Source organism: Escherichia sp. UTM R2 (genome assembly GCF_048593455.1).
GTDB lineage: Bacteria > Pseudomonadota > Gammaproteobacteria > Enterobacterales > Enterobacteriaceae > Escherichia > Escherichia coli.
In genome coordinates this window covers 3,843,823-3,864,444 of record NZ_JBFWDY010000002.1, presented here as the reverse complement: position 1 = coordinate 3,864,444, position 20,622 = coordinate 3,843,823, and the positions used below count along the sequence as shown (strand labels likewise).

At 51.0% G+C, this 20,622-nt stretch carries 16 protein-coding genes and 1 pseudogene; 11 read left to right on the top strand and 6 right to left on the bottom strand.

What is annotated here, in order from left to right; genetic code table 11:
• Nucleotides 1-188: 188 nt before the first annotated feature.
• Nucleotides 189-1,609, bottom strand: a pseudogene (gene espX1, locus AB4H76_RS19555) (type III secretion system effector EspX1).
• A gap of 482 nt (nucleotides 1,610-2,091) precedes the next feature.
• Nucleotides 2,092-2,355 (bottom strand): 30S ribosomal protein S20, encoded by a 264-nt coding sequence (gene rpsT / locus AB4H76_RS19550; RefSeq protein ID WP_001274021.1) that lies wholly within the window; start codon nucleotides 2,353-2,355, stop codon nucleotides 2,092-2,094.
• A 102-nt stretch (nucleotides 2,356-2,457) separates the two neighbouring features.
• Here rpsT and AB4H76_RS19545 point away from each other — a divergent pair, with 102 nt between their 5' ends.
• The 11 genes from AB4H76_RS19545 to caiF all read left to right on the top strand — a co-directional run bounded on the left by AB4H76_RS19545 (nucleotide 2,458) and on the right by caiF (nucleotide 15,972).
• Nucleotides 2,458-2,676 carry a DUF2575 family protein gene (locus tag AB4H76_RS19545; protein WP_001300728.1) on the top strand — a complete coding sequence of 73 codons (219 nt, stop codon included), beginning with the start codon at nucleotides 2,458-2,460 and terminating at the stop codon, nucleotides 2,674-2,676.
• Between the two features lie 7 nt (nucleotides 2,677-2,683).
• Nucleotides 2,684-3,625 (top strand): bifunctional riboflavin kinase/FAD synthetase, encoded by a 942-nt coding sequence (ribF, locus tag AB4H76_RS19540; protein WP_000767329.1) that lies wholly within the window; start codon nucleotides 2,684-2,686, stop codon nucleotides 3,623-3,625.
• Nucleotides 3,626-3,667: 42 nt separating this feature from the next.
• On the top strand, nucleotides 3,668-6,484 hold the full coding sequence (gene ileS / locus AB4H76_RS19535; protein ID WP_001286865.1) for an isoleucine--tRNA ligase: 2,817 nt from the start codon (nucleotides 3,668-3,670) through the stop codon (nucleotides 6,482-6,484).
• Entirely contained in the window at nucleotides 6,484-6,978 is a 495-nt protein-coding gene (gene lspA / locus AB4H76_RS19530; RefSeq protein ID WP_000083369.1) for a signal peptidase II, read from the top strand. The genes ileS and lspA overlap by 1 nt, the downstream gene beginning before the upstream one ends.
• A gap of 124 nt (nucleotides 6,979-7,102) precedes the next feature.
• Nucleotides 7,103-7,552: an FKBP-type peptidyl-prolyl cis-trans isomerase gene (fkpB, locus tag AB4H76_RS19525; RefSeq protein ID WP_000004655.1), complete on the top strand. Its 450-nt coding sequence runs from the start codon at nucleotides 7,103-7,105 to the stop codon at nucleotides 7,550-7,552.
• A 1-nt stretch (nucleotide 7,553) separates the two neighbouring features.
• Nucleotides 7,554-8,504 carry a 4-hydroxy-3-methylbut-2-enyl diphosphate reductase gene (ispH, locus tag AB4H76_RS19520; protein ID WP_001166395.1) on the top strand — a complete coding sequence of 317 codons (951 nt, stop codon included), beginning with the start codon at nucleotides 7,554-7,556 and terminating at the stop codon, nucleotides 8,502-8,504.
• Between the two features lie 65 nt (nucleotides 8,505-8,569).
• Nucleotides 8,570-9,484: a ribonucleoside hydrolase RihC gene (gene rihC, locus AB4H76_RS19515; protein WP_001239155.1), complete on the top strand. Its 915-nt coding sequence runs from the start codon at nucleotides 8,570-8,572 to the stop codon at nucleotides 9,482-9,484.
• Between the two features lie 166 nt (nucleotides 9,485-9,650).
• Nucleotides 9,651-10,472, top strand: coding sequence for a 4-hydroxy-tetrahydrodipicolinate reductase (gene dapB / locus AB4H76_RS19510; RefSeq protein ID WP_000543586.1), 822 nt, complete (start codon nucleotides 9,651-9,653; stop codon nucleotides 10,470-10,472).
• Nucleotides 10,473-10,927: 455 nt separating this feature from the next.
• Nucleotides 10,928-12,076, top strand: coding sequence for a glutamine-hydrolyzing carbamoyl-phosphate synthase small subunit (gene carA, locus AB4H76_RS19505; protein ID WP_001351917.1), 1,149 nt, complete (start codon nucleotides 10,928-10,930; stop codon nucleotides 12,074-12,076).
• A gap of 17 nt (nucleotides 12,077-12,093) precedes the next feature.
• Nucleotides 12,094-15,315 (top strand): carbamoyl-phosphate synthase large subunit, encoded by a 3,222-nt coding sequence (gene carB / locus AB4H76_RS19500; RefSeq protein WP_001126349.1) that lies wholly within the window; start codon nucleotides 12,094-12,096, stop codon nucleotides 15,313-15,315.
• A 261-nt stretch (nucleotides 15,316-15,576) separates the two neighbouring features.
• On the top strand, nucleotides 15,577-15,972 hold the full coding sequence (gene caiF, locus AB4H76_RS19495) for a carnitine metabolism transcriptional regulator CaiF (protein WP_077491427.1): 396 nt from the start codon (nucleotides 15,577-15,579) through the stop codon (nucleotides 15,970-15,972).
• Nucleotides 15,973-16,180: 208 nt separating this feature from the next.
• Here caiF and caiE read toward each other — a convergent pair whose 3' ends face one another.
• From caiE to caiB, 4 genes are all read right to left on the bottom strand, one after another.
• The gene (gene caiE, locus AB4H76_RS19490) at nucleotides 16,181-16,771 is read right to left on the bottom strand and encodes a carnitine operon protein CaiE (protein ID WP_000122886.1); all 591 of its coding nucleotides are present in this window, start codon (nucleotides 16,769-16,771) and stop codon (nucleotides 16,181-16,183) included.
• A 5-nt stretch (nucleotides 16,772-16,776) separates the two neighbouring features.
• Nucleotides 16,777-17,562 (bottom strand): crotonobetainyl-CoA hydratase, encoded by a 786-nt coding sequence (gene caiD, locus AB4H76_RS19485; protein WP_001295419.1) that lies wholly within the window; start codon nucleotides 17,560-17,562, stop codon nucleotides 16,777-16,779.
• A gap of 108 nt (nucleotides 17,563-17,670) precedes the next feature.
• Nucleotides 17,671-19,224 (bottom strand): crotonobetaine/carnitine-CoA ligase, encoded by a 1,554-nt coding sequence (gene caiC, locus AB4H76_RS19480; RefSeq protein ID WP_000351353.1) that lies wholly within the window; start codon nucleotides 19,222-19,224, stop codon nucleotides 17,671-17,673.
• Nucleotides 19,225-19,297: 73 nt separating this feature from the next.
• Nucleotides 19,298-20,515 (bottom strand): L-carnitine CoA-transferase, encoded by a 1,218-nt coding sequence (caiB, locus tag AB4H76_RS19475; RefSeq protein WP_000349924.1) that lies wholly within the window; start codon nucleotides 20,513-20,515, stop codon nucleotides 19,298-19,300.
• Between the last annotated feature and the right edge of the window lie 107 nt (nucleotides 20,516-20,622).

Below are 20,622 nucleotides of genomic sequence, written 5' to 3'. Positions count from 1 at the left end.
ATGTGAAGTTGATGAAAGTTTAATATTCTTAATTATTCCCTTCTTTATAAGAAGAGCAAGGTGCCATTATTAGAGTGAGAGAGTAGGATGTTTCAGAGTATGCTTCAGATTATTTTTTATTCCTCTGTAGTGAATTAATAATCATCACAGTTAATTTCATTCTGAAATTACTTCTTTTTTGAGATTTTTTAATTTTGATGAGCTATGTTTTTCATAAGGAACATAGACTCGTTGATGCTCTGAAGGTATTTTCTCATTTCCGGGGATGTTTTGTCGTAATCGTGCATAAACTTTTTCAGTTCTTTATACACATCATTATTTAGCTTTACATTGTCGCGAACTAAAGTTTGTACCAATGGTATCAAAATTTCGAAACGGGACGGTTTGTCATCAATACTTGCCAGGGTTTTGAATACTCCTGTGTATCTGTAACCTAAGTGCTTATTGACAAGTTGAGTGGTCCATCGACCAGGCATAATATCTTCACAGAGCAAATTTTTTATTCTGGTATTAGTGAATGATGCTCCAAATATGTTGCTTTTTATAATGAAGAGATTATTAATTTCTCCATTTGAAAAGATGGTGTTTGATAAGTCGCTTTCAAAACATGATATATTGGATAATACACAACTAAAATAATACCCATATGAAAGGTTGCTCTTTTCTATTGTTATATTTGATAGCGACATTTTATGTATATTGATATTAGGGGCAGTCAAATACTGGATCTTTTGATCGTTAAGTTCATACATCTCCAGTGATTTATTATAGGGTAATAAAAGTATAAATTCCTTTATATTATCTCCGCAGTAAGAAAAGACGACATCAAATTTATTAGTGGCCATATTTTCAGTTGAGCAGTAAGCTGATTTTTCTATTAACCGACTGGGCACGCTTTTAAATAAAGATAATTTTCCACATAGTTTTGAATATGCCGAATTGCTAGTTTTAAAATTCTGCCATGTTATTTTCTGGTTATCATCTTTCGATGAGGAGGGGATTTTATTGCATTGTTCATTATATAGCTCAGGGAAAATATTTTTTTTAATTAGCTTTTTGATTTCCTGGTTAAGATGACTTTTTTTCTTGTCTATTGCACTATATTTAGCGTTTTGTGACGTCTCCTGATGAGCATAAAATGACTGGAGATTTCTGCAGGCCTCATAAAATATTTCAGGAGTATATAGCTGTGGGTATATTTCCGGGTTGAAGTTTGCCTTTAAGAACTTAACGAATTTTTCATAGCATTCTTGATATATCTTAATCTCTTCAGAAAGACATTCGCTTGTTCTGTCATCAAAAACATCCAATCTAAGTAATGTGATGCCTTTGTGTTTAAAAAATAAAATTGAACTGTATGTTCTATGAGTTTACATCTATAAAAATGTGCATCTCTCAGATGAGTATATTGAAAAAAATGATGGAGGACTGGAGATGGTTTAGGAAAATCCTGGCTTCTGAAAAAGTCATCAAACAAAATTAAGAACTCTGTTTTATACTCGCAAAACACTTTTACTAACTCATTTTGTCTTGTTTTATTTATTATTACATCATCTACTATATTTGATTTATAAAGACAATGTGGCGAAGTTGAGATACCATCTGTCATTATCAGTCCTTGAAGTTGATGAATTTTTATTAATTTAATTTATGAGTGAATGTGACTACTATCAAAAATCGCTCATTAATTTTAAGAAGTACAATATAAATAGGTATTTAACCTGTGTTGATTGCTGTTAATAATTTACAAGGTCTAATGAGGAGATATTTATGAATGGTTAAAGTATATAGGAATTTAATTCAAAAATAGAGTGGTCTTAAGTTTAATACCTCAATGTGTATCACAATATCCACATTCTTTGTAGGGGGTCTGGAGATTGAGTAGATATTCTTGTTCAGAATGTATCAGCCGATGGTTCTACGATTCTTAAGCCACGAAGAGTTCAGATAGTACAACGGCATGTCTGCAAGAACCTGCAACTTTTGACTATCTGGCAACCGGCAGTGTGTTCTCTCACGCATCACAAAAGCAGCAGGCATAAAAAAACCCGCTTGCGCGGGCTTTTTCACAAAGCTTCAGCAAATTGGCGATTAAGCCAGTTTGTTGATCTGTGCAGTCAGGTTAGCCTTATGACGTGCAGCTTTGTTTTTGTGGATCAGACCTTTAGCAGCCTGACGGTCCACGATCGGTTGCATTTCGTTAAATGCTTTCTGTGCAGCAGCTTTGTCGCCAGCTTCGATAGCTGCGTATACTTTCTTGATGAAAGTACGCATCATAGAGCGACGGCTTGCGTTGTGCTTACGAGCCTTTTCAGACTGAATGGCGCGCTTCTTAGCTGATTTGATATTAGCCAAGGTCCAACTCCCAAATGTGTTCTATATGGACAATTCAAAGGCCGAGGAATATGCCCTTTTAGCCTTCTTTTGTCAATGGATTTGTGCAAATAAGCGCCGTTAATGTGCCGGCACTCGTTACGTAGTGATGGCGCAGGATTCTACCAGCTTGCGGGGTGTGAATACAGCTTTTCCGCGATAAAAATTGCAGCAGGCGGTCAGTTTCTTCCCGTGATTTGCGCCATGGCAATGAAAAGCCACTTCTTTCTGATTTCGGTACTCAATCGCCGGTTAACCTTGACCGCTGTACAAGGTATACTCGGACGATTTTCACTGTTTTGAGCCAGACATGAAGCTGATACGCGGCATACATAATCTCAGCCAGGCCCCGCAAGAAGGGTGTGTGCTGACTATTGGTAATTTCGACGGCGTGCATCGCGGTCATCGCGCGCTGTTACAGGGCTTGCAGGAAGAAGGGCGCAAGCGCAACTTACCGGTGATGGTGATGCTTTTTGAACCTCAACCACTGGAACTGTTTGCTACCGATAAAGCCCCGGCACGGCTGACCCGGCTGCGGGAAAAACTGCGTTACCTTGCAGAGTGTGGCGTTGATTACGTGCTGTGCGTGCGTTTCGACAGGCGTTTCGCGGCGTTAACCGCGCAAAATTTCATCAGCGATCTTCTGGTGAAGCATTTGCGCGTAAAATTTCTTGCCGTAGGGGATGATTTCCGCTTTGGCGCTGGTCGTGAAGGCGATTTCTTGTTATTACAGAAAGCTGGCATGGAATACGGCTTCGATATCACTAGTACGCAAACTTTTTGCGAAGGTGGCGTGCGTATTAGCAGCACCGCTGTGCGTCAGGCGCTGGCGGATGACAATCTGGCTCTGGCAGAAAGTTTACTGGGGCACCCGTTTGCCATCTCCGGGCGTGTAGTCCACGGTGATGAATTAGGGCGCACTATAGGTTTCCCGACGGCGAATGTACCGCTACGCCGTCAGGTTTCCCCGGTGAAAGGGGTTTATGCGGTAGAAGTGCTGGGCCTCGGTGAAAAGCCGTTACCCGGCGTGGCAAACATCGGAACACGCCCAACGGTTGCCGGTATTCGCCAGCAGCTGGAAGTGCATTTGTTAGATGTTGCAATGGACCTTTACGGTCGCCATATACAAGTAGTGCTGCGTAAAAAAATACGCAATGAGCAGCGATTTGCGTCGCTGGACGAACTGAAAGCGCAGATTGCGCGTGATGAATTAACCGCCCGCGAATTTTTTGGGCTAACAAAACCGGCTTAAGCCTGTTATGTAATCAAACCGAAACACGGAACCGAGAATCTGATGAGTGACTATAAATCAACCCTGAATTTGCCGGAAACAGGGTTCCCGATGCGTGGCGATCTCGCCAAGCGCGAACCGGGAATGCTGGCGCGTTGGACTGATGATGATCTGTACGGCATCATCCGTGCGGCTAAAAAAGGCAAAAAAACCTTCATTCTGCATGATGGCCCTCCTTATGCGAATGGCAGCATTCATATTGGTCACTCGGTTAACAAGATTTTGAAAGACATTATCGTGAAGTCCAAAGGGCTTTCCGGTTATGACTCGCCGTATGTGCCTGGCTGGGACTGCCACGGTCTGCCGATCGAGCTGAAAGTAGAGCAAGAATACGGTAAGCCGGGTGAGAAATTCACCGCCGCCGAGTTCCGCGCCAAGTGCCGCGAATACGCGGCGACCCAGGTTGACGGTCAACGCAAAGACTTTATCCGTCTGGGCGTGCTGGGCGACTGGTCGCACCCGTACCTGACCATGGACTTCAAAACTGAAGCCAACATCATCCGCGCGCTGGGCAAAATCATCGGCAACGGTCACCTGCACAAAGGCGCGAAGCCGGTACACTGGTGCGTTGACTGCCGTTCTGCGCTGGCGGAAGCGGAAGTTGAGTATTACGACAAAACTTCTCCGTCCATCGACGTTGCTTTTCAGGCGGTCGATCAGGATGCACTGAAAGCAAAATTTGCCGTAAGCAACGTTAACGGCCCAATCTCGCTGGTGATCTGGACCACTACGCCGTGGACTCTGCCTGCGAACCGCGCAATCTCTATTGCACCTGATTTCGACTATGCGCTGGTGCAGATCGACGGTCAGGCCGTGATTCTGGCGAAAGATCTGGTTGAAAGCGTAATGCAGCGTATCGGCGTGACCGATTACACCATTCTCGGCACGGTAAAAGGTGCGGAGCTTGAGTTGCTGCGCTTTACCCATCCGTTTATGGGCTTCGACGTTCCGGCAATCCTCGGCGATCACGTTACCCTGGATGCCGGTACCGGTGCCGTTCACACCGCGCCTGGCCACGGCCCGGACGACTATGTGATCGGTCAGAAATACGGCCTGGAAACCGCTAACCCGGTTGGCCCGGACGGCACTTATCTGCCGGGCACTTATCCGACGCTGGATGGCGTGAACGTCTTCAAAGCGAACGACATCGTCGTTGCGCTGCTGCAGGAAAAAGGCGCGCTGCTGCACGTTGAGAAAATGCAGCACAGCTATCCGTGCTGCTGGCGTCACAAAACGCCGATCATCTTCCGCGCGACGCCGCAGTGGTTCGTCAGCATGGATCAGAAAGGTCTGCGTGCGCAGTCACTGAAAGAGATCAAAGGCGTGCAGTGGATCCCGGACTGGGGCCAGGCGCGTATCGAGTCGATGGTTGCTAACCGTCCTGACTGGTGTATCTCCCGTCAGCGCACCTGGGGCGTACCGATGTCACTGTTCGTGCACAAAGACACGGAAGAGCTGCATCCGCGTACTCTCGAACTAATGGAAGAAGTGGCAAAACGCGTTGAAGTTGACGGCATCCAGGCGTGGTGGGATCTTGATGCGAAAGAGATCCTCGGCGATGAAGCTGATCAGTACGTGAAAGTGCCGGACACATTGGATGTATGGTTTGACTCCGGATCTACCCACTCTTCTGTTGTTGACGTGCGTCCGGAATTTGCCGGTCACGCAGCGGACATGTATCTGGAAGGTTCTGACCAGCACCGTGGTTGGTTCATGTCTTCCCTAATGATCTCCACCGCGATGAAAGGCAAAGCGCCGTATCGTCAGGTACTGACCCACGGCTTTACCGTGGATGGTCAGGGTCGCAAGATGTCTAAATCCATCGGCAATACCGTTTCGCCGCAGGATGTGATGAACAAACTGGGCGCGGATATTCTGCGTCTGTGGGTGGCATCAACCGACTACACCGGTGAAATGGCCGTTTCTGACGAGATCCTGAAACGTGCTGCCGATAGCTATCGTCGTATCCGTAACACCGCGCGCTTCCTGCTGGCAAACCTGAACGGTTTTGATCCAGCAAAAGATATGGTGAAACCGGAAGAGATGGTGGTACTGGATCGCTGGGCCGTAGGTTGTGCGAAAGCGGCACAGGAAGACATCCTCAACGCGTACGAAGCATACGATTTCCACGAAGTGGTACAGCGTCTGATGCGCTTCTGCTCCGTTGAGATGGGTTCCTTCTACCTCGACATCATCAAAGACCGTCAGTACACCGCCAAAGCGGACAGTGTGGCGCGTCGTAGCTGCCAGACTGCGCTGTATCACATCGCAGAAGCGCTGGTGCGCTGGATGGCACCAATCCTCTCCTTCACCGCTGATGAAGTGTGGGGCTACCTGCCGGGCGAACGTGAAAAATACGTCTTCACCGGTGAGTGGTACGAAGGCCTGTTTGGCCTGGCAGACAGTGAAGCGATGAACGATGCGTTCTGGGACGAGCTGTTGAAAGTGCGTGGCGAAGTGAACAAAGTCATTGAGCAAGCGCGTGCCGACAAGAAAGTGGGTGGCTCGCTGGAAGCGGCAGTAACCTTGTATGCAGAACCGGAACTGGCGGCGAAACTGACCGCGCTGGGCGATGAATTACGATTTGTCCTGTTGACCTCCGGCGCTACCGTTGCAGACTATAACGACGCACCTGCTGATGCTCAGCAGAGCGAAGTACTCAAAGGGCTGAAAGTCGCGTTGAGTAAAGCCGAAGGTGAGAAGTGCCCACGCTGCTGGCACTACACCCGGGATGTCGGCAAGGTGGCGGAACACGCAGAAATCTGCGGCCGCTGTGTCAGCAACGTCGCCGGTGACGGTGAAAAACGTAAGTTTGCCTGATGAGTCAATCGATCTGTTCAACAGGGCTACGCTGGCTGTGGCTGGTGGTAGTCGTGCTGATTATCGATCTGGGCAGCAAATACCTGATCCTCCAGAACTTTGCTCTGGGGGATACGGTCCCGCTGTTCCCGTCGCTTAATCTGCATTATGCGCGTAACTATGGCGCGGCGTTTAGTTTCCTTGCCGATAGCGGCGGCTGGCAGCGTTGGTTCTTTGCCGGTATTGCGATTGGTATTAGCGTGATCCTGGCAGTGATGATGTATCGCTCGAAGGCCACGCAGAAGCTAAACAATATCGCTTATGCGCTGATTATTGGCGGCGCGCTGGGCAACCTGTTCGACCGCCTGTGGCACGGCTTCGTTGTCGATATGATCGACTTCTACGTCGGCGACTGGCACTTCGCCACCTTCAACCTTGCCGATACTGCCATTTGTGTCGGTGCGGCGTTGATCGTGCTGGAAGGGTTTTTACCTTCTAAAGCGAAAAAACAATAATAAACCCTGCCGGATGCGATGCTGACGCATCTTATCCGGCCTACAGATTGCTGCGAAATCGTAGGCCGGATAAGGCGTTTACGCCGCATCCGGCAAAAATCCTCAAATATAAGAGCAAACCTGCATGTCTGAATCTGTACAGAGCAATAGCGCCGTCCTGGTGCACTTCACGCTAAAACTCGACGATGGCACCACCGCCGAGTCTACCCGCAACAACGGTAAACCGGCGCTGTTCCGCCTGGGTGATGCTTCTCTTTCTGAAGGGCTGGAGCAACACCTGTTGGGGCTGAAAGTGGGCGATAAAACCACCTTCTCGTTGGAGCCAGATGCGGCGTTTGGCGTGCCGTCACCGGACCTGATTCAGTACTTCTCCCGCCGTGAATTTATGGATGCAGGCGAGCCAGAAATTGGCGCAATCATGCTTTTTACCGCAATGGATGGCAGTGAGATGCCTGGCGTGATCCGCGAAATTAACGGCGACTCCATTACCGTTGATTTCAACCATCCGCTGGCCGGGCAGACCGTTCATTTTGATATTGAAGTGCTGGAAATCGATCCGGCACTGGAGGCGTAACATGCAGATCCTGTTGGCCAACCCGCGTGGTTTTTGTGCCGGGGTAGACCGCGCTATCAGCATTGTTGAAAACGCGCTGGCCATTTACGGCGCACCGATATATGTCCGTCACGAAGTGGTACATAACCGCTATGTGGTCGATAGCTTGCGTGAGCGTGGGGCTATCTTTATTGAGCAGATTAGCGAAGTACCGGACGGCGCGATCCTGATTTTCTCCGCACACGGTGTTTCTCAGGCGGTACGTAACGAAGCAAAAAGCCGCGATTTGACGGTGTTTGATGCCACCTGTCCGCTGGTGACCAAAGTGCATATGGAAGTCGCCCGCGCCAGCCGTCGTGGCGAAGAGTCGATTCTCATCGGCCACGCCGGGCATCCGGAAGTGGAAGGTACGATGGGCCAGTACAGTAACCCGGAAGGGGGAATGTATCTGGTCGAATCGCCGGACGATGTGTGGAAACTGACGGTCAAAAACGAAGAGAAGCTCTCCTTTATGACCCAGACCACGCTGTCGGTGGATGACACGTCTGATGTGATCGACGCGCTGCGTAAACGCTTCCCGAAAATTGTCGGTCCGCGCAAAGATGACATCTGCTACGCCACGACTAACCGTCAGGAAGCGGTACGCGCCCTGGCAGAACAGGCGGAAGTTGTGTTGGTGGTCGGTTCGAAAAACTCCTCCAACTCCAACCGTCTGGCGGAGCTGGCCCAGCGTATGGGCAAACGCGCGTTTTTGATTGACGATGCGAAAGATATCCAGGAAGAGTGGGTGAAAGAGGTTAAATGCGTCGGCGTGACTGCGGGCGCATCGGCTCCGGATATTCTGGTGCAAAATGTGGTGGCACGTTTGCAGCAGCTGGGCGGTGGTGAAGCCATTCCGCTGGAAGGCCGTGAAGAAAACATTGTTTTCGAAGTGCCGAAAGAGCTGCGTGTCGATATTCGTGAAGTCGATTAAGTCATTAGCAGCCTAAGTTATGCGAAAATGCCGGTCTTGTTACCGGCATTTTTTATGGAGAAAACATGCGTTTACCTATCTTCCTCGATACTGACCCCGGCATTGACGATGCCGTCGCCATTGCCGCCGCGATTTTTGCCCCCGAACTCGACCTGCAACTGATGACCACCGTCGCGGGTAATGTCTCGGTTGAGAAAACTACCCGTAATGCCTTGCAACTGCTGCATTTCTGGAATGCGGAGATTCCGCTCGCCCAGGGAGCCGCTGTGCCGCTGGTACGCGCACCGCGTGATGCGGCATCTGTGCACGGCAAATCGGGAATGGCTGGCTACGACTTTGTTGAGCACAACCGAAAGCCGCTCGAGGTACCGGCGTTTCTGGCGATTCGGGATGCCCTGATGCGTGCACCAGAGCCTGTTACCCTGGTAGCCATCGGCCCGTTAACCAATATTGCGCTGTTACTTTCACAATGCCCGGAATGCAAACCGCATATTCGCCGTCTGGTGATCATGGGCGGTTCTGCTGGTCGCGGCAACTGTACACCAAATGCCGAGTTTAATATCGCTGCCGATCCAGAAGCGGCTGCCTGTGTCTTCCGTAGCGGCATCGAAATTGTCATGTGCGGTCTGGATGTCACCAATCAGGCAATATTAACCCCTGACTATCTCGCTACTTTACCGGAGTTGAATCGCACCGGAAAAATGCTCCACGCCCTGTTTAGCCACTACCGTAGCGGCAGTATGCAAAGCGGTCTGCGAATGCACGATCTCTGCGCCATCGCCTGGCTGGTGCGCCCGGACTTATTCACCCTCAAGCCGTGTTTTGTCGCGGTAGAAACTCAAGGCGAATTTACCTCAGGCACGACGGTGGTTGATATCGACGGTTGCCTGGGCAAACCAGCCAATGTACAGGTGGCATTGGATCTGAATGTAAAAGGCTTCCAACAGTGGGTGGCTGATTTGCTGGCTCTGGTGCCGTAACCTGTCACATGTTATCGGCATGCAGTCATTCATCGACTCATGCCTTTCACTGATATCCCTCCCTGTTTATCATTAATTTCTAATTATCAGCGTTTTTGGCTGGCGGCGTAGCGATGCGCTGGTTACTCTGAAAACGGTCTATGCAAATTAACAAAAGAGAATAGCTATGCATGATGCAAACATCCGCGTTGCCATCGCGGGAGCCGGGGGGCGTATGGGCCGCCAGTTGATTCAGGCGGCGCTGGCATTAGAAGGCGTGCAGCTGGGCGCGGCGCTGGAGCGCGAAGGATCTTCTTTACTGGGCAGCGACGCCGGTGAGCTGGCTGGTGCAGGGAAAACAGGCGTTACCGTGCAAAGCAGCCTTGATGCGATAAAAGATGATTTTGATGTGTTTATCGATTTTACCCGTCCGGAAGGTACGCTGAACCATCTCGCTTTTTGTCGCCAGCATGGCAAAGGGATGGTGATCGGCACTACGGGGTTTGACGAAGCCGGTAAACAGGCGATTCGTGACGCCGCCGCCGATATTGCGATTGTCTTTGCCGCCAATTTTAGCGTTGGCGTTAACGTCATGCTTAAGCTGCTGGAGAAAGCAGCCAAAGTGATGGGTGACTACACCGATATCGAAATTATTGAAGCACATCATAGACATAAAGTTGATGCGCCGTCAGGCACCGCACTGGCAATGGGAGAGGCGATCGCCCACGCCCTTGATAAAGATCTGAAAGATTGCGCGGTCTACAGTCGTGAAGGCCACACCGGTGAACGTGTGCCTGGCACCATTGGTTTTGCCACCGTGCGTGCAGGTGACATCGTTGGCGAACATACCGCGATGTTTGCCGATATTGGCGAGCGTCTGGAGATCACCCATAAGGCGTCCAGCCGCATGACATTTGCTAACGGCGCGGTAAGATCGGCTTTGTGGTTGAGTGGTAAGGAAAGTGGTCTTTTTGATATGCGAGATGTGCTTGATCTCAATAGTTTGTAACCACAAAATATTTGTTATGGTGCAAAAATAACACATTTAATTTATTGATTGTAAGGGGCTTTAATTTTTGGCCCTTTTATTTTTAGTGTTATGTTTTTAAATTTTCTATAAGTGCCAAAAATTACATGTTTTGTCTTCGGTTTTTGTTGTTTTAATGTAAATTTTGACCATTTGGTCCACTTTTCCCTACTCGCTTTTATTTCATGCAATCTTCTTGCTGCGCAAGCGTTTTCCAGAACAGGTTATATGATCTTTTTGCCGCTTAATGCCTGTAAAACATGCATGAGCCACAAAATAATATAAAAAATCCTGCCATTAAGTTGACTTTTAGCGCCCATATCTCCAGAATGCCGCCGTTTGCCAGAAATTCGTCGGTAAGCAGATTTGCATTGATTTACGTCATCATTGTGAATTAATATGCAAATAAAGTGAGTGAATATTCTCTGGAGGGTGTTTTGATTAAGTCAGCGCTATTGGTTCTGGAAGACGGAACCCAGTTTCACGGTCGGGCCATAGGGGCAACAGGTTCGGCGGTTGGGGAAGTCGTTTTCAATACTTCAATGACCGGTTATCAAGAAATCCTCACTGATCCTTCCTATTCTCGTCAAATCGTTACTCTTACTTATCCCCATATTGGCAATGTCGGCACCAATGACGCCGATGAAGAATCTTCTCAGGTACATGCACAAGGTCTGGTGATTCGCGACCTGCCGCTGATTGCCAGCAACTTCCGTAATACCGAAGACCTCTCTTCTTACCTGAAACGCCATAACATCGTGGCGATTGCCGATATCGATACCCGTAAGCTGACGCGTTTACTGCGCGAGAAAGGCGCACAGAATGGCTGCATTATCGCGGGCGATAACCCGGATGCGGCGCTGGCGTTAGAAAAAGCCCGCGCGTTCCCAGGTCTGAATGGCATGGATCTGGCAAAAGAAGTGACCACCGCAGAAGCCTATAGCTGGACACAAGGGAGCTGGACGTTGACCGGTGGCCTGCCAGAAGCGAAAAAAGAAGACGAGCTGCCGTTCCACGTCGTGGCTTATGATTTTGGTGCCAAGCGCAACATCCTGCGGATGCTGGTGGATAGAGGCTGTCGCCTGACCATCGTTCCGGCGCAAACTTCTGCGGAAGATGTGCTGAAAATGAATCCAGACGGCATCTTCCTCTCCAACGGTCCTGGCGACCCGGCCCCGTGCGATTACGCCATTACCGCCATCCAGAAATTCCTCGAAACCGATATTCCGGTATTCGGCATCTGTCTCGGTCATCAGCTGCTGGCGCTGGCGAGCGGTGCGAAGACTGTCAAAATGAAATTTGGTCACCACGGCGGCAACCATCCGGTTAAAGATGTGGAGAAAAACGTGGTAATGATCACCGCCCAGAACCACGGTTTTGCGGTGGACGAAGCAATATTACCTGCAAACCTGCGTGTCACGCATAAATCCCTGTTCGACGGTACGTTACAGGGCATTCATCGCACCGATAAACCGGCATTCAGCTTCCAGGGGCACCCTGAAGCCAGCCCTGGTCCACACGACGCCGCGCCGTTGTTCGACCACTTTATCGAGTTAATTGAGCAGTACCGTAAAACCGCTAAGTAATCAGGAGTAAAAGAGCCATGCCAAAACGTACAGATATAAAAAGTATCCTGATTCTGGGTGCGGGCCCGATTGTTATCGGTCAGGCGTGTGAGTTTGACTACTCTGGCGCGCAAGCGTGTAAAGCCCTGCGTGAAGAGGGTTACCGCGTCATTCTGGTGAACTCCAACCCGGCGACCATCATGACCGACCCGGAAATGGCTGATGCAACCTACATCGAGCCGATTCACTGGGAAGTTGTACGCAAGATTATTGAAAAAGAGCGCCCGGACGCGGTGCTGCCAACGATGGGCGGTCAGACGGCGCTGAACTGCGCGCTGGAGCTGGAACGTCAGGGCGTGTTGGAAGAGTTCGGTGTCACCATGATTGGTGCCACTGCCGATGCGATTGATAAAGCAGAAGACCGCCGTCGTTTCGACGTAGCGATGAAGAAAATTGGTCTGGAAACCGCGCGTTCCGGTATCGCACACACGATGGAAGAAGCGCTGGCGGTTGCCGCTGACGTGGGCTTCCCGTGCATTATTCGCCCATCCTTTACCATGGGCGGTAGCGGCGGCGGTATCGCTTATAACCGTGAAGAGTTTGAAGAAATTTGCGCCCGCGGTCTGGATCTCTCTCCGACCAAAGAGTTGCTGATTGATGAGTCGCTGATCGGCTGGAAAGAGTACGAGATGGAAGTGGTGCGTGATAAAAACGACAACTGCATCATCGTCTGCTCTATCGAAAACTTCGATGCGATGGGCATCCACACCGGTGACTCCATCACTGTCGCGCCAGCCCAAACGCTGACCGACAAAGAATATCAAATCATGCGTAACGCCTCGATGGCGGTGCTGCGTGAAATCGGCGTTGAAACCGGTGGTTCCAACGTTCAGTTTGCGGTGAACCCGAAAAACGGTCGTCTGATTGTTATCGAAATGAACCCACGCGTGTCCCGTTCTTCGGCGCTGGCGTCGAAAGCGACCGGTTTCCCGATTGCTAAAGTGGCGGCGAAACTGGCGGTGGGTTACACCCTCGACGAACTGATGAACGACATCACTGGCGGACGTACTCCGGCCTCCTTCGAGCCGTCCATCGACTATGTGGTTACTAAAATTCCTCGCTTCAACTTCGAAAAATTCGCCGGTGCTAACGACCGTCTGACCACTCAGATGAAATCGGTTGGCGAAGTGATGGCGATTGGTCGCACGCAGCAGGAATCCCTGCAAAAAGCGCTGCGCGGCCTGGAAGTCGGTGCGACTGGATTCGACCCGAAAGTGAGCCTGGATGACCCGGAAGCGTTAACCAAAATCCGTCGCGAACTGAAAGACGCAGGCGCAGATCGTATCTGGTACATCGCCGATGCGTTCCGTGCGGGCCTGTCTGTGGACGGCGTCTTCAACCTGACCAATATTGACCGCTGGTTCCTGGTACAGATTGAAGAACTGGTGCGTCTGGAAGAGAAAGTAGCGGAAGTGGGCATCACTGGCCTGAACGCTGAATTCCTGCGCCAGCTGAAACGCAAAGGCTTTGCCGATGCGCGTCTGGCAAAACTGGCGGGCGTGCGCGAAGCGGAAATCCGCAAGCTGCGCGACCAGTATGACCTGCACCCGGTTTATAAGCGCGTGGATACCTGTGCGGCAGAGTTCGCCACCGACACCGCTTACATGTACTCCACTTATGAAGAAGAGTGCGAAGCGAATCCGTCTACCGACCGTGAAAAAATCATGGTTCTCGGCGGCGGCCCGAACCGTATCGGTCAGGGTATCGAATTCGACTACTGCTGTGTACACGCCTCGCTGGCGCTGCGCGAAGACGGTTACGAAACCATTATGGTTAACTGTAACCCGGAAACCGTCTCCACCGACTACGACACTTCCGACCGCCTCTACTTCGAGCCGGTAACCCTGGAAGATGTGCTGGAAATCGTGCGTATTGAGAAGCCGAAAGGCGTTATCGTTCAGTACGGCGGTCAGACCCCGCTGAAACTGGCGCGTGCACTGGAAGCCGCTGGCGTACCGGTTATCGGCACCAGCCCGGATGCTATCGACCGTGCGGAAGACCGTGAACGCTTCCAGCACGCGGTTGACCGCCTGAAACTGAAGCAACCGGCGAACGCCACCGTTACCGCTATCGAAATGGCGGTAGAGAAGGCGAAAGAGATTGGCTACCCGCTGGTGGTACGTCCGTCTTACGTTCTCGGCGGTCGGGCGATGGAAATCGTCTATGACGAAGCAGACCTGCGTCGCTACTTCCAGACGGCGGTCAGCGTGTCTAACGATGCGCCAGTGTTGCTGGACCACTTCCTCGATGACGCGGTAGAAGTGGATGTGGACGCCATCTGCGACGGCGAAATGGTGCTGATTGGCGGCATCATGGAGCATATTGAGCAGGCGGGCGTGCACTCCGGTGACTCCGCATGTTCGCTGCCAGCCTACACTTTAAGTCAGGAAATTCAGGATGTGATGCGCCAGCAGGTGCAGAAACTGGCCTTCGAATTGCAGGTGCGCGGCCTGATGAACGTGCAGTTTGCGGTGAAAAACAACGAAGTCTACCTGATTGAAGTTAACCCGCGTGCGGCGCGTACCGTTCCGTTCGTCTCCAAAGCCACCGGCGTACCGCTGGCAAAAGTGGCGGCGCGCGTGATGGCTGGCAAATCGCTGGCTGAGCAGGGCGTAACCAAAGAAGTTATCCCGCCGTACTACTCGGTGAAAGAAGTGGTGCTGCCGTTCAATAAATTCCCGGGCGTTGACCCGCTGTTAGGGCCAGAAATGCGCTCTACCGGGGAAGTCATGGGCGTGGGCCGCACCTTCGCTGAAGCGTTTGCCAAAGCGCAGCTGGGCAGCAACTCCACCATGAAGAAACACGGTCGTGCGCTGCTTTCCGTGCGCGAAGGCGATAAAGAACGCGTGGTGGACCTGGCGGCAAAACTGCTGAAACAGGGCTTCGAGCTGGATGCGACCCACGGCACGGCGATTGTGCTGGGCGAAGCAGGTATCAACCCGCGTCTGGTAAACAAGGTGCATGAAGGCCGTCCGCACATTCAGGACCGTATCAAGAATGGCGAATATACCTACATCATCAACACCACCTCAGGCCGTCGTGCGATTGAAGACTCCCGCGTGATTCGTCGCAGTGCGCTGCAATATAAAGTGCATTACGACACCACCCTGAACGGCGGCTTTGCCACCGCGATGGCGCTGAATGCCGATGCGACTGAAAAAGTAATTTCGGTGCAGGAAATGCACGCACAGATCAAATAATAGCGTGTCATGGCAGATATTTTTCATCCGCTAATTTGATCGAATAACTAATACGGTTCTCTGATGAGGACCGTTTTTTTTTGCCCATTAAGTAAATCTTTTGGGGAATCGATATTTTTGATGACATAAGCAGGATTTAGCTCACACTTATCGACGGTGAAGTTGCATACTATCGATATATCCACAATTTTAATATGGCCTTGTTTAATTGCTTCAAAACGAGTCATAGCCAGACTTTTAATTTGTGAAACTGGAGTTCGTATGTGTGAAGGATATGTTGAAAAACCACTCTACTTGTTAATCGCCGAATGGATGATGGCTGAAAATCGGTGGGTGATAGCAAGAGAGATCTCTATTCATTTCGATATTGAACACAGCAAGGCGGTTAATACCCTGACTTATATTCTGTCGGAAGTCACAGAAATAAACTGCGAAGTTAAGATGATCCCTAATAAGCTGGAAGGGCGGGGATGCCAGTGTCAGCGACTGGTTAAAGTGGTCGATATCGATGAACAAATTTACGCGCGCCTGCGCAATAACAGTCGGGAAAAATTAGTCGGCGTAAGAAAGACACCGCGTATTCCTGCCGTTCCGCTCACGGAACTTAACCGCGAGCAGAAGTGGCAGATGATGTTGTCAAAGAGTATGCGTCGTTAATGTCATTTCGATGATACCGTGCGACCTGGTCGCCGGATGCGATGCTGGCGCATCTTATCCGGCTTACGGTTGCTCTCCAGCCGGGTTGGATAAGGCGTTTATGCCGCATCCGACAGCTATCGCCGGATGCGATGCTGGCGCATCTTATCCGGCCTACGGTTGCTCTCCAGCAGAGTTGGATAAGGCGTTTACGCCGCATCCGGCAAGATCACCGTTTAGGCGTCACATCCGTTGTCCCCTGCAAACGGGGGCGATTTTCCTCCATTTGCCTCAACGGCTGCGTTTCATGTAACGATGCATGATAGCGCCCGACAAGATCCTGATACTCTTTGGTATTCAACCGTTTCCAGTGTAACTCGTCGTCACTAACACTGCGTACAGCGCGGGCTGGCGTACCCATCAACAACTGGCGTTTCTCGCCGCTAAAGCCCGCTTTGACAAAGCTCATGGCGGCAACAATGCTCTCTTCGCCAATGACCGCGCCATCCATAATCACGCTGTTCATCCCGACCAATGCATCGCGACCAATCACACAACCATGCAGGATCGCTCCGTGCCCGATATGGCCGTTTTCCCCAACAATGGTGTCAGTGTCGCAGTAGCCATGCATAATGCAGCCATCCTGAATATTGGCTCCCGCTTGCACGATCAACCGCCCGTAGTCACCACGCAGTGAGGCGAGTGGGCCGATGTAGACACCGGCTCCCACAATCACATCGCCAATCAAGACGGCACTGGGATGGACAAACGCCGTCGGGTGAACCACCGGAATTAACCCCTCAAAGGCGTAATAGCTCACGGTTGTTAACGTCCTTTCCACACCGGATCGCGCTTCTCGGCAAACGCCAGCGGCCCTTCAATGGCATCCTCCGAATGCAGAACCGACGGATAGTGTTTCAACACGCCGCTGCGAATATAGCGATACGCTTCTTCTACCGGCATTTCGCTGGTGGTGCGGTAGATCTCTTTCAGCGCCGCAATCGCCAGCGGAGCGCTGTTAACCAGCTGCTGCGCCAGTTCGCGGGCGTTATCCATCAGTTCCGCCTGGCTAACCACGCGGTTGACTATCCCCCAACGCAGCGCCTCTTCTGCGCCCATTCGTCTGCCGGTCATCACCATTTCATTGACGATGGCAGGCGGCAGGATCTTCGGCAGACGCAGCACACCGCCGCTGTCAGGAACGATGCCCAGTTTGGCTTCCGGCAGGGCGAAGCTGGCGTTATCGGCACAAACAATAAAATCTGCCGCCAGCGCCAGTTCGAAACCGCCGCCAAAGGCGTAGCCGTTCACAGCTGCGATAACTGGTTTGTCGAGATTGAAAATTTCGGTTAATCCCGCAAAACCACCCGGGCCAAAGTCAGCATCCGGTGCTTCGCCTTCTGCTGCCGCTTTTAAATCCCAGCCCGCGGAAAAGAATTTCTCTCCGGCACCGGTAATAATGGCGACACGTAATTGCGGATCGTCACGGAAATTTAGAAATACTTCGCCCATTTCAAAGCTGGTTTTTGCATCAATAGCATTCGCTTTTGGGCGATCAAGGGTAATTTCCAGAATTGATCCATTGCGGGTCAGATGTAATGATTCACTCATTCCTTTTCTCCATTTTTGCTTTTTCAGGGACGACAACATTCCTGCAAAAAATGCATATTGTTTTAGAGCGTGATTATTAGCTGGCAGGGTAGTTCCCTGCCGTTTCATTTATTTCAGATTCTTTCTAATTATTTTCCCCGAGCAATTACGTGGCAGATCTTTTCTGATCTCCAGATAAGAGGGCACTTTAAATTTCGCCATATTTTGTTCGCAGAAGCGAAAAAATTCCTCTTCGCTCAATGTTTCACCTTCATTCAGCACCACAAATGCTTTGATGGCTTCATCGCGAATCGAATCTTTAATACCCACAACCACGATGTCCTGAATTTTCGGATGGGTGGCGATGATATTTTCCAGCTCCACGCAGGAGACATTCTCGCCACCGCGTTTGATCATATTGCAGCGGCGATCGACGAAATAAAAAAAGCCTTCTTCGTCGCGGTATCCGGTATCACCGGTATGCAGCCAGCCATCAGCTTCCAGCACTTTCGCAGTGGCTTTCGGGTTGAGAAAATACTCTTTGAAGATGGTTTTCCCTGGTACGCCTTTAATACAGATTTCACCGATCTCACCTGCCGGGAGCGGGCAATTGTGATCGTCGCGGATCTCCGCTTCGTAGCAAAACCCCGCTCGACCAATCGACGGCCAGCGTCGTTTATCGCCAGGGCGATCGCCGATAATGCCCACAATGGTTTCCGTCATCCCATAAGACGTCAGCAAGCGAACGCCGAAGCGTTCACAAAACGCATCTTTTTCCTGCTCCGACAAGTTGAGATAAAACATCACTTCCCGCAGGCGGTGTTGCCGATCGTTCGCTGAAGGCGGCTGCACCATCAAGGTACGGATCATCATCGGAATACATTCGGTAACGGTGGCGCGGTACTTCTGTACCTGTCCCCAGAAGGCGCGGGCGCTGTATTTCTCGACCAGCACAAAGGTGGCCCCGGCAGAAAACGCCGCCATCGCCGCAGTACACTGGCAATCGATATGAAACGCAGGCATTACCGTCAGGTAGACGTCATCGTCACGCAGTGCACACTGCCAGGCGGAGTAATATCCAGCGAAGCGCAGGTTGTAATGGGTAATCACCACACCTTTCGGTCGGGAGGTGGTGCCGGAGGTGAAGAGAATTTCCGCCGTATCGTCAGTCGATAGCGGCGGTGCATAGCACAAGGTGGCAGGTTGTTGATTTTTCAGTTGAGTAAACGAACTCACGCCATCATCAGCGGGAAGTGCCACATCTGTCAGGCAAATGTGCCGCAATTGAGTGGCATCTTCCTGCTGAATCTGTTGATACATAGGATAGAATTGCGCACTGGTTACCAGCAGGCACGCCTGGCTATTTTGCAGGATCCACGCGCTTTCCTCGCGTAACAGGCGGGCGTTAATCGGCACCATAATCGCGCCAATTTTTGCCAGCCCGAACCAGCAAAAGATAAATTCCGGGCAGTTGTCGAGATGTAGTGCAACCTTGTCGCCTTTGCGAATCCCCAGCGTATAAAACAGGTTTGCCGTGCGGTTAATCTCCTGATTTAACTCAAGATAACTATACCGGTTAACGACTCCGCCGCTGGATTCACAAATCAGCGCCGTTTTATGACCGTAAACGTCCGCAAGATCGTCCCACATTTGACGTAGATGTTGTCCGCCAATGATATCCATTGCACCTCTATCCATTTTTGTTCGTTTGTTATTGGGCGGGCGCTAGTCAGGCAAGCCGACTGACGCCACGCGTTTAGTCCTCAACTTTGGCCAGACCTTTGCTGACCAACTCCTGAATGTCGTTTTCGCTGTAGCCGATATTTTTCAAAATGGCAGCCGTGTCCATGCCATGTGAGGGCATTCCGCGCCAGATTTGTCCGGGGTTATTTTTGAATTTCGGCATGATGTTCGGCCCTTTGCAGGTGCGACCATCCATCGTTTGCCACTGAGTGATTGATTCGCGAGCCACATACTGTGGATTGCTTTCCAGTTCCGGTACGGTCAGCACTTTGGCGCAGGCGATATTCAGTTCAGCAAAGCGTTCTTTTACTTCCGCGATGGTATGTGTCGCCAGCCAGGCATCGAGTTTCTCTTCAACCAGTGGGCCGTAAGGGCATTCGATACGGTGGATAAGCTGAGTGCCTTCCGGGATTTCTGGCGTGCCAAGCAGATGTGCGAGGCCAATATCTTTAAAGCACTCTTCAATTTGGGTAATGCCCACCAGTTCCATCACGATGTAGCCGTCGGCACATTTATACAGACCGCAACCGGCGTAGTAGGGATCTTTACCTTTGCTCATGCGCGGGCACATTTCGCCGCCGTTGAAGTAATCCATCATGAAGTACTGGCCCATACGCAGCATCACTTCATACATGGCGATGTCGATACTTTCGCCTTTACCGGTTTCACGCGCTTTATGCAGTGCTGCCAGCGCCGCCGTGGTGGCGGTCAGGCCAGAAAAGTAATCGGCGGTATACGGGAAGGCAGGCATTGGCTGGTCAACATCACCGTTCTGAATCAGGTAACCACTGAAGGCCTGGGCGATGGTGTTATAGGCCGGAAGATTGGTGTACTCCTCGGTGCCGTACTGACCAAAACCGGACAGGTGAGCGATAACCAGTTTCGGGTTGTGCTGCCACAGTACTTCATCGGTAATGCCACGACGGGCAAAGGCCGGACCTTTACTGGCTTCGATGAAGATATCGGTGGTTTCCATTAATTTCAGAAACGCTTCGCGGCCTTCATCTTTGAAAATATTTAACGACAGCGCGTGCAAATTGCGGCGGGAGAGTTGCGGGTAGTTCGGTTGAACGCGAATGGTGTCGGCCCAGGCGACGTTCTCGATCCAGATAACTTCCGCGCCCCATTCTGCGAACATTTGCCCGGCAAACGGTCCGGCGATTTCGATACCGGAGAAGACAACGCGCAATCCGGCCAACGGCCCGAATTTCGGCATGGGTAGATGATCCATTATTTGCTCCTGAAAAATTTATGTAGCGCATGACTGCCGGATGCGGCGTAAACGCCTTATCCGGCCTACATTCGTGCTCCCGTAGGCCTGATAAGACGCGTCAGCGT